The sequence below is a fragment of the Mesorhizobium sp. M0045 genome (assembly GCF_040323385.1).
In the GTDB taxonomy this organism is placed as follows: Bacteria; Pseudomonadota; Alphaproteobacteria; order Rhizobiales; family Rhizobiaceae; genus Mesorhizobium.
Map to the genome: position 1 here is coordinate 1 of NZ_JAMYUY010000049.1, position 7,257 is coordinate 7,257.

At 62.2% G+C, this 7,257-nt stretch carries 6 protein-coding genes and 1 tRNA gene; 4 read left to right on the plus strand and 3 right to left on the minus strand.

Going from position 1 to position 7,257, the window contains the following annotated elements:
- Both NKJ72_RS30515 and NKJ72_RS30520 read left to right on the plus strand, forming a co-directional pair.
- Nucleotides 1-650: ABC transporter ATP-binding protein (locus NKJ72_RS30515; RefSeq protein ID WP_352480739.1), on the plus strand; the 650-nt coding region annotated here is incomplete at its 5' end.
- 475 nt (nucleotides 651-1,125) lie between these two features.
- Nucleotides 1,126-1,434 (plus strand): cyclic nucleotide-binding domain-containing protein, encoded by a 309-nt coding sequence (locus tag NKJ72_RS30520; RefSeq protein ID WP_352480744.1) that lies wholly within the window; start codon nucleotides 1,126-1,128, stop codon nucleotides 1,432-1,434.
- 336 nt (nucleotides 1,435-1,770) lie between these two features.
- On the opposite strand, the gene NKJ72_RS30525 is transcribed toward NKJ72_RS30520, so the two are convergent.
- The 3 genes from NKJ72_RS30525 to NKJ72_RS30535 all read right to left on the minus strand — a co-directional run bounded on the left by NKJ72_RS30525 (nucleotide 1,771) and on the right by NKJ72_RS30535 (nucleotide 3,314).
- Nucleotides 1,771-1,852, minus strand: a tRNA-Pro gene (locus NKJ72_RS30525).
- Between the two features lie 83 nt (nucleotides 1,853-1,935).
- Nucleotides 1,936-2,904, minus strand: a complete 969-nt coding sequence (locus tag NKJ72_RS30530; RefSeq protein ID WP_352480740.1) for a tyrosine-type recombinase/integrase — start codon at nucleotides 2,902-2,904, stop codon at nucleotides 1,936-1,938.
- Nucleotides 2,901-3,314 carry an excisionase gene (locus NKJ72_RS30535; RefSeq protein WP_352480741.1) on the minus strand — a complete coding sequence of 138 codons (414 nt, stop codon included), beginning with the start codon at nucleotides 3,312-3,314 and terminating at the stop codon, nucleotides 2,901-2,903. The genes NKJ72_RS30530 and NKJ72_RS30535 overlap by 4 nt, the downstream gene beginning before the upstream one ends.
- Before the next feature lie 514 nt (nucleotides 3,315-3,828).
- On the opposite strand from NKJ72_RS30535, the gene NKJ72_RS30540 reads away from it, so the two are divergent.
- Both NKJ72_RS30540 and NKJ72_RS30545 read left to right on the plus strand, forming a co-directional pair.
- A complete protein-coding gene (locus NKJ72_RS30540) occupies nucleotides 3,829-4,770 on the plus strand; it encodes an ArdC family protein (RefSeq protein WP_352480742.1) in 942 nt (313 codons plus the stop codon).
- A 235-nt stretch (nucleotides 4,771-5,005) separates the two neighbouring features.
- Nucleotides 5,006-7,126: a ParB/RepB/Spo0J family partition protein gene (locus tag NKJ72_RS30545; RefSeq protein WP_352480743.1), complete on the plus strand. Its 2,121-nt coding sequence runs from the start codon at nucleotides 5,006-5,008 to the stop codon at nucleotides 7,124-7,126.
- Nucleotides 7,127-7,257: the final 131 nt, after the last annotated feature.

Sequence of the window (7,257 nt, forward strand, 5' to 3'; positions counted from 1 at the left end):
GGGTGGCGCTCGCTCGCGCCATCATCACCAAGCCGCGTGTGCTTCTGCTCGACGAGCCGCTCGGCGCTCTCGACAAAGCGCTGCGGGTCGACATGCAGATCGAGCTCAAGCGCATCCAGCGCGAGATCGGCATTACCACCATCTTCGTCACCCACGACCAGGAAGAAGCGCTGACGATGAGCGACCGAATCGGCATTCTGCGCGATGGCAAGCTGGTGCAGGAAGGCCCGCCCGAGGAGATCTACAATCGGCCGAAGAGTGAGTTTGCCGCCACCTTCCTGGGCGACGCCAACATCCTTCGCGGCGAAAGCACGAGCAAGGGTATTCGGCTGCCGGACGGCACAGCGATTGCCGTCGGCTCGGGTGCCAAGCTTGCCGCTGGGGCCAAGGCAAGCTGCGCCGTGCGGCCCGAACGCATCCGCATCTTCACTGATGATGCCGAGGCTACGGATGCGGCCAATACGAATGTGCTGCGAGGCCAGGTGTCGAAGCGCATCTTCGCCGGAAATAGCAGCACCTACTTTGTCGAGCGTGCTGGCCAGACGCTCAAGGTGATTGTGCTGAACACCGGTGCCGTCAGGCTGCCGGAAGGTCAGGATGTCGTGCTGCGTTGGTCGCCGGAAAGCACGGTCTCGATCGTGTCGGGGTAGCAGGCCAAGATGCACCACTGACCGACTCAGATGGGGAGTGTGGATGGCAGGGCGTTTGTGAGGCAAAAAGATTGCAGCATTCCTGGTTGAGGTCGGCGCCTCAATTTCCCTGAGCGACAGGATCGGTCGGTGTATTTGGATGGTGTCAATCCGGCGCCCTCTTCTCTCCCGGATCGTGCATGGTACCCCGAAAACCGTTCTGCATTGCTCCCAACGGCCTGACGATCCTGTGCAGCATTGGGCCAGACCGCTAGCGCCTCTGCGCTAGGTAATTTCCCCGTAGGGACATAACCGAATTTCGCGGCCTGCGGATTCGCGCGATTGCCGTGTCACGGACCAACCGGGAAAACAGCCATGCACGCCCAATCGACCTCCAGAATTTCGCTGCCGTCACACTCTTTGCAGTCGAGCCTGCCTGCCCGCGTTCGATCCGACACCGCTACAGCCGGTCAGCTTCTTTCCCTCCGGTTCGGAGATCTATGCCCAAGGTGAAAAGGCCGGAGCCTTCTATCAGGTCGAGTTTGGCGGCGTCCGTATTTACCGCCAGCTTGCGGACGGTCGCAGGCAGATAAGCGTCTTCCATCTGGCGGGAGAGACATTCGGCTTCGAAGCCGACACCACCCATCATTTCTTCGCCGAAGCCATCAATGCCACGGGTGTGCGCGTCATCCGCTTTGCCACTGGTGCAAATATCAGCCGATGGCGGAATTGTTACTTTGTCGACTTCAGCAATGTATTAGAATCGTTTTTCGGAAAAGTTGCCTTGTGGCATCAATTTTCATGAAATAGGATCATTTTTCATAGTTTCGGCGGAACTGACCAACATTCGTCGGCTACGTTGCCAAAGACGCGGAGCTGGCGCTGGACGCCAGATCCCACGGCGACGGCGCTTATCGCGATGTTCTCTGCCTGGTGCATCACTGAGCTGCGCTCCCCGGCGTCCCTATCGACGCGACGGGCAGCAAAACATCATATGGAGCAGGCCCGCTACGTAGCCGGGCACTTGATCCGTCCCCTCGATCGCGCTGTGCCCGCTCCCGGCGATCTCGTCGAGCGTGCCGGACGCGAGTGCTCGCAGGTCTTTACCCATCGTGCCGAAGAAAACCTTTTTGAGCGGGGGTGCGAGTGGCAGGATTTGAACCTGCGACCCCATCGTCCCGAACGATGTGCGCTACCAGGCAAAGCTCTTTCGTCACGCTCGCTCCGCAATGATTGCATTTCCTTTCGGGCTTTGTGTGGGGAACCTGTGGTGTCACCGCGCGGGACTTCACGTTTTCATCGTCACCTATCCCGAGCGAGGTTTTCGTCGCCTTGGCGCAACGTGCTTCTTCGCGATCTTCTCGGCGGCGTCTGCCTGGAAGTCGGGATGATGGTGGCCATAAGTATCGATCAGAACATCCACGGTGATGCCGAGAAAGCCCGCCGCCTGCCACATGTCGGCGCCGGCCCGCATCAGCCAGGTCGCAGCGGTGTGGCGAAGCGTGTGCGAAGTGACGTCGGGACCGAGGCCGGCTGCGTCGCGAGCTCTCCTGAAGCTCTTCTTGACCGACCCCACCGGCTTTCCATTCCACTCCACCACAAAGTCTTGCGATATCTTACGACCAGTATTTGCGCTCTTGCCGCGCGCCTTGGTCCTGATATCGAGATCTGTGCACGCCCAGCGGCGGAGATGCGCCAACAGCCTGTCGGGCAAGCGCACAGGCGGCTGGCGTTTTTTGGTCTTCTTTGCGCTAGCGGCGCGGCGGTAAAAGATGCCGCGGTCGAGGTCCACATAACCATGCCCTTTGGTTGGACGGATGGCGGCACCGCAGACTGCGGCAGAGCGCGTTCCTGTATAAAGCGCGACAAGCATGAAGCGGGCGAGGTGTCGTCCGGTACGCCGGTCGCTCTCCCGGCCCTTCCATTTCTGCTTCATACGCCACGCGGCCCAGATGAGGGCGGCCGCCTCGCTGCGCGTCAACCAGCGCTCGCGCGCACCGGCCTTGTCAGGCAGGACAATCGTCGGTGCGGCAGTCGTGTGGCCTTCCCTGCGGTAGTAGTTGATGGCCGCACGAAGATCCTCGAGTTGGCGGCGCGCAGCGGCTTCGGTGGGACAGAACGCGACGTAGTCGCGGCAAAGCTTGCCATTGATAGCGGCGAGCGTCTTTTCCCCGAAGAAATCGAGGATCTTGTCCAGCCGAGCCGCCGTCTCTTCCGGCGCGGCATGCTTCGGTGCAACCTCTCTCAGGTAAACGCTGACGACATCGGCTATCAAGACATCTTCGGCACCGCGCGCTCGGTGGTACTTGCTGGCGATGTAGGTCGCGAGCGCCTTTTCAGCTTCAGGTCCTGGACGGCCTTTTTCGCTGCTGCCAGCGCTGATGAACGTTGTTCGATCGCGGATAAACCATCCAGCTTTGTTTCGGAGCGTTCCGTCTTTCTTCCGGCTTTCGTCCCGCCAGACGATGCGTGGCCCTTTCGACGTCCGCGGCATAGTTCCCTCATTTTGGCGATCGCCAGCAAGGTGACGTACTCCTTTCCGGCGATTAGCTCCGTTTCAAGTCGACCGGCGTTACGTTCCTTGCGCAGGCCCGCAGCGCCCAACGAGCCATCGGGAAAGGCAATTCGTGCTGCAATCTCGACGCGCAGAGGCGTGGTCTCGTCGAATTGGTCGGGAACTTTCAAGCGGAGCCCTCAGCCAATCTCTATGATCCGATCGTTTGGCCTGAAAACAGACCGATCGCGGGTCTCATTGAGCGCACGTTTCTATCTCGCCATTTCAGATGCTCTGCCGCGCGATCTTTCTTTAAATATGCTGCTGCGAAAAGCTCCAACGGCAGCGGCTGCGGCAAAGATGCTCCTTTGACCTGCTAATCGGAACGATTGCCCTGACGCGCACTCCACGAGCCTTGTGGCTAGCTCCCCACTTCCGTGGCCGGTGAAACGGCTCTTCAGCTATCCGTGCTGCTTCGTTTCTATGGGCTAACTGCCGGGTCTCCTGGGCCTACTGCCGCGCGCCCCGGTTAGGGGGTTCTGCTGATCACCTCACGCTGCGGTTTCGGACGGTGCCTCCCACCTCGGAGTTGGTCGGCAACCGAAGTCTTCCTGCCAGTCCATCAGAGTTAGAGGACCGCGCTTGGCGCACTGACGGGTTGAAGGCTGGGAGAGAGGCTCCCAGCGCCCGGCGCGGAGACTCGCAATGACCAAGCATCGGCACCAAGCTGCCCCGACCCGGGCCAGCCTATATGACGACATCACCAACAAGATAATCGGTGAGCTGGAGGACGGTCGCCTGCCCTGGGTTCAGCCATGGGGAACGGCGGCTGCGAAGGCGCCGCTCGCCATGCCGAAGAACGCCGCCACCGAACGGCAATACTCTGGAATCAATATCCTGATCCTCTGGGGTTCGGTTATCGAGCAGGGCTTTTCCGGACAGAGCTGGCTGACCTTCCGCCAGGCGCTCGCGCTTGGCGGCAGCGTCCGCAAGGGTGAGCATGGAACGACGGTGGTCTACGCCGATCGGTTCGTGCCCGATGACGAAAAAAAACGTGCCCACGAAACCGGCGAGCAAGCCCGATCGATTCCATTCCTCAAACGCTTTACGGTGTTCAACGCCGCGCAATGCGACGGGCTGCCCCACGATGGTGCGATGGTCACGCAACCGCCCCTGCCCGGCCTGATCGAGCCAAAGGTCGAGACACTGATCAAGCAGACGGGGATCGATTTCCGGGTTGATGGCAGCCGCGCCTTCTACGCTCCGGCCCACGATTATGTGCGGGTCCCGCCACCCCAAGCCTACTTCGAGCCGATCAACTGGCACCGGACCGCCCTGCATGAACTCGGGCACGCCACCGGTCATGCCTCACGCCTCAACCGGGATTTGTCCGGTTCCTTCGGCACCAAGAAGTATGCCTTCGAAGAGCTGGTTGCCGAGATAAGTGCAGCTTTCTGCTGCGCCTCGCTGGGCATCACGCCGACCGTGCGTCACGCCGACTATATCGGCTCGTGGCTGGAGGTGCTGCGCGAGGATAACCGTGCGATCGTTCGCGCGGCCTCTCTGGCGAGCAGGGCTGCGGATTATCTCTTGGGGTTCTTGCCCGACAAAGTCGCCGCTGACGACGATCAGCGGGAGGCAGCGTAATGGCCGCCCGCTTTCAGTTCGGCGTCTTGCCGCGGATGCGTTCGTGATCGAAGTCTGCCTCGATGCCGTACCCGCTGCGGCGAAGTCGTTGCCGAGCGCCAGGGCCGACCTCCTGCTCCGCGACAAATGTCGCGTGGCTGCCGAGCACATCAGAGGGAGAGGAGTGACGGAATTCTCATGACGGGTTTGGAGGTCGAGAGGGAGGCTCTCGGCCGCCCGTCGCGGAGTACATCCGATGGCTACTGCCGTTCAGAAGATCACCCTGTCGTCCTCGCGCGACATTCCCTTCAACAAGCTGGTGCTCTCCCAGTCCAATGTCCGGCGCGTCAAGGTCGGCATCTCGATCGAGGATCTGGCGGCCTCGATCGCCCGACGCGGCTTGATCCAGAGCCTCAGCGTTTTACCCGTCGTCGACAGCGACGGTAACGAGACTGGCATGTTTGAGGTACCTGCCGGAGGCCGGCGCTTCCGCGCGCTTGAGCTGCTGGTGAAGCAAAAGCGCCTCGCCAAGACCGCCCTCGTGCCCTGTGTCGTGCGCGCTCCTCACAGTGCGATCGTTGCCGAGGAGGTGTCGCTCGCCGAGAACATTGAGCGAGCGCCGCTGCACCCGCTCGATCAGTTTCGCGCCTTCCAGGACATGCGCCAAAAAGGCATGAGCGAGGAAGAGATTGCCGCAGCCTTCGTCGTGCCGGTCAACGTCGTTAAGCAACGGCTTAGGCTGGCTTCTGTCTCGCCAGTGCTGCTCGATGTGTATGCCGATGACGGCATGACACTGGAGCAACTCATGGCTTTCACGGTCTCCGAAGACCGCGCCCGCCAGGAGCAGGTCTGGGAGGCGATCAGGGATGCCTGGTCGAAAGAGCCCTATCAAATCCGGCGCATGCTGACCGAAACGACGGTGCGTGCCTCCGACAAGCGCGCCGTCTTCGTGGGGACCGACGCCTATGAGGCCGCGGGTGGTATCGTGATGCACGACCTGTTCCAGTCGGATGACGGCGGCTGGCTGCAGGATGCAGCGCTGCTGGACCGCCTGGTTACCGAGAAGCTCAAGGCGGCTGCCCACGAAGTTGCAGCCGAGGGTTGGAAGTGGGTCGAGGTCGCTGTCAGCTTCCCCTACGACGCAACGCGTGGGCTGTATCAGCTGCAGAGTAACCCGCTCGATCTCTCGTCCGAGGAGCAGGCTACCATCGATGCCCTCAACGCCGAGCATGCCAAGCTTGAAACCGAATATGAGGGTGCTGACGAGCTGCCCGATGACGTCGATCAGCGACTCGGTGAAATCGAGACCGCGCTCGCCAATTTCGACAAGCGCCCAAAGCAGTTCGATCCGGCCGACATCGCCATCGCCGGCGCGTTCGTCAGCATCGACGCCGATGGCTTGCTCTCGGTCGACCGCGGGTTTCTCCGGCCTGAGGACGTGCCGCCGATGTCATTTGACGGCGCGAACGAATCAAAAAGGGACGGCGGATCCGGGGCTGCCGACGGCTCGTCGGTGCACCGTGCCGTTGTCACCATTGGCGGGCAGGCAGTCGAGTCCGAGCAAGACGAGGACGATGCGGTCAAGCCCCTGCCGGACCGACTGGTGACAGAGTTGACCGCACACCGGACGCTGGCGTTGCGCGATGCCGTTGCCGGCAACCCTCACGTCGCCATGACAGCGCTCTTGCACAAGCTGGTCACTGACACGTTCCAGCACCGCACCACGACGGGGTGCCTTGAGGCCTCGATCCGCCACGTCTTCTTCCCTGTGCAGCCAGGTGACCTGAAGGACAGCCCCTCGGCGAAATCGGTGGCTGAACGCCATGAGGCCTGGAAATCGGACCTGCCGACCGAGGACAATGCACTTTGGGACTGGATCGCCTCACTTGATGAGACCAGCCGCGAGGCGTTGCTCGCCCATTGCGTCAGCTACGGCCTGAACGCGCTCCACGAGAAAGGCGACCGCTATGGCGGCGCTATCTCGGCACACGGCGTTCGGCAGCGGATCGCGCAAGCTGATCGACTGGCACGCGCGGTCGGTCTCGATATGGTTGACGCCGGCTGGACACCGACAGTCGAAAACTATCTCGGCCGCATCACCAAGTCTCGCATTCTCGAGGCAGTGCGAGAGGGGAAGGGCGAACAGGCCGCGCAGCTGATCGAGCACCTGAAAAAGGAAGATATGGCGAAGGAAGCCGAACGCTTGCTGACCGGTAGTGGCTGGCTGCCCGAGCCGCTGCGCCTGGTCGACCTCGACGGCAGTGCTGGCGCTGATAGCAGCGCCGGCGCCGACGGCTATGGGGACGAGCTTCCCGAATTCCTCTCAGACGACGATGTGCGGGTTGAAGACAGCGTACCGCACAAGGCCGCTGAATAGATCGCCTCGGGGGGGGGGGGGGTGGGGGCCGCCGGGCGCGGGGGGGCCCCCCCCCGGGGACCAAGCGCGGACCACTTTCGGGGGGGTGCGCCGGGGGCGGGGGGGGGCGGGGGGGGGGCCCGGCCCCGCCC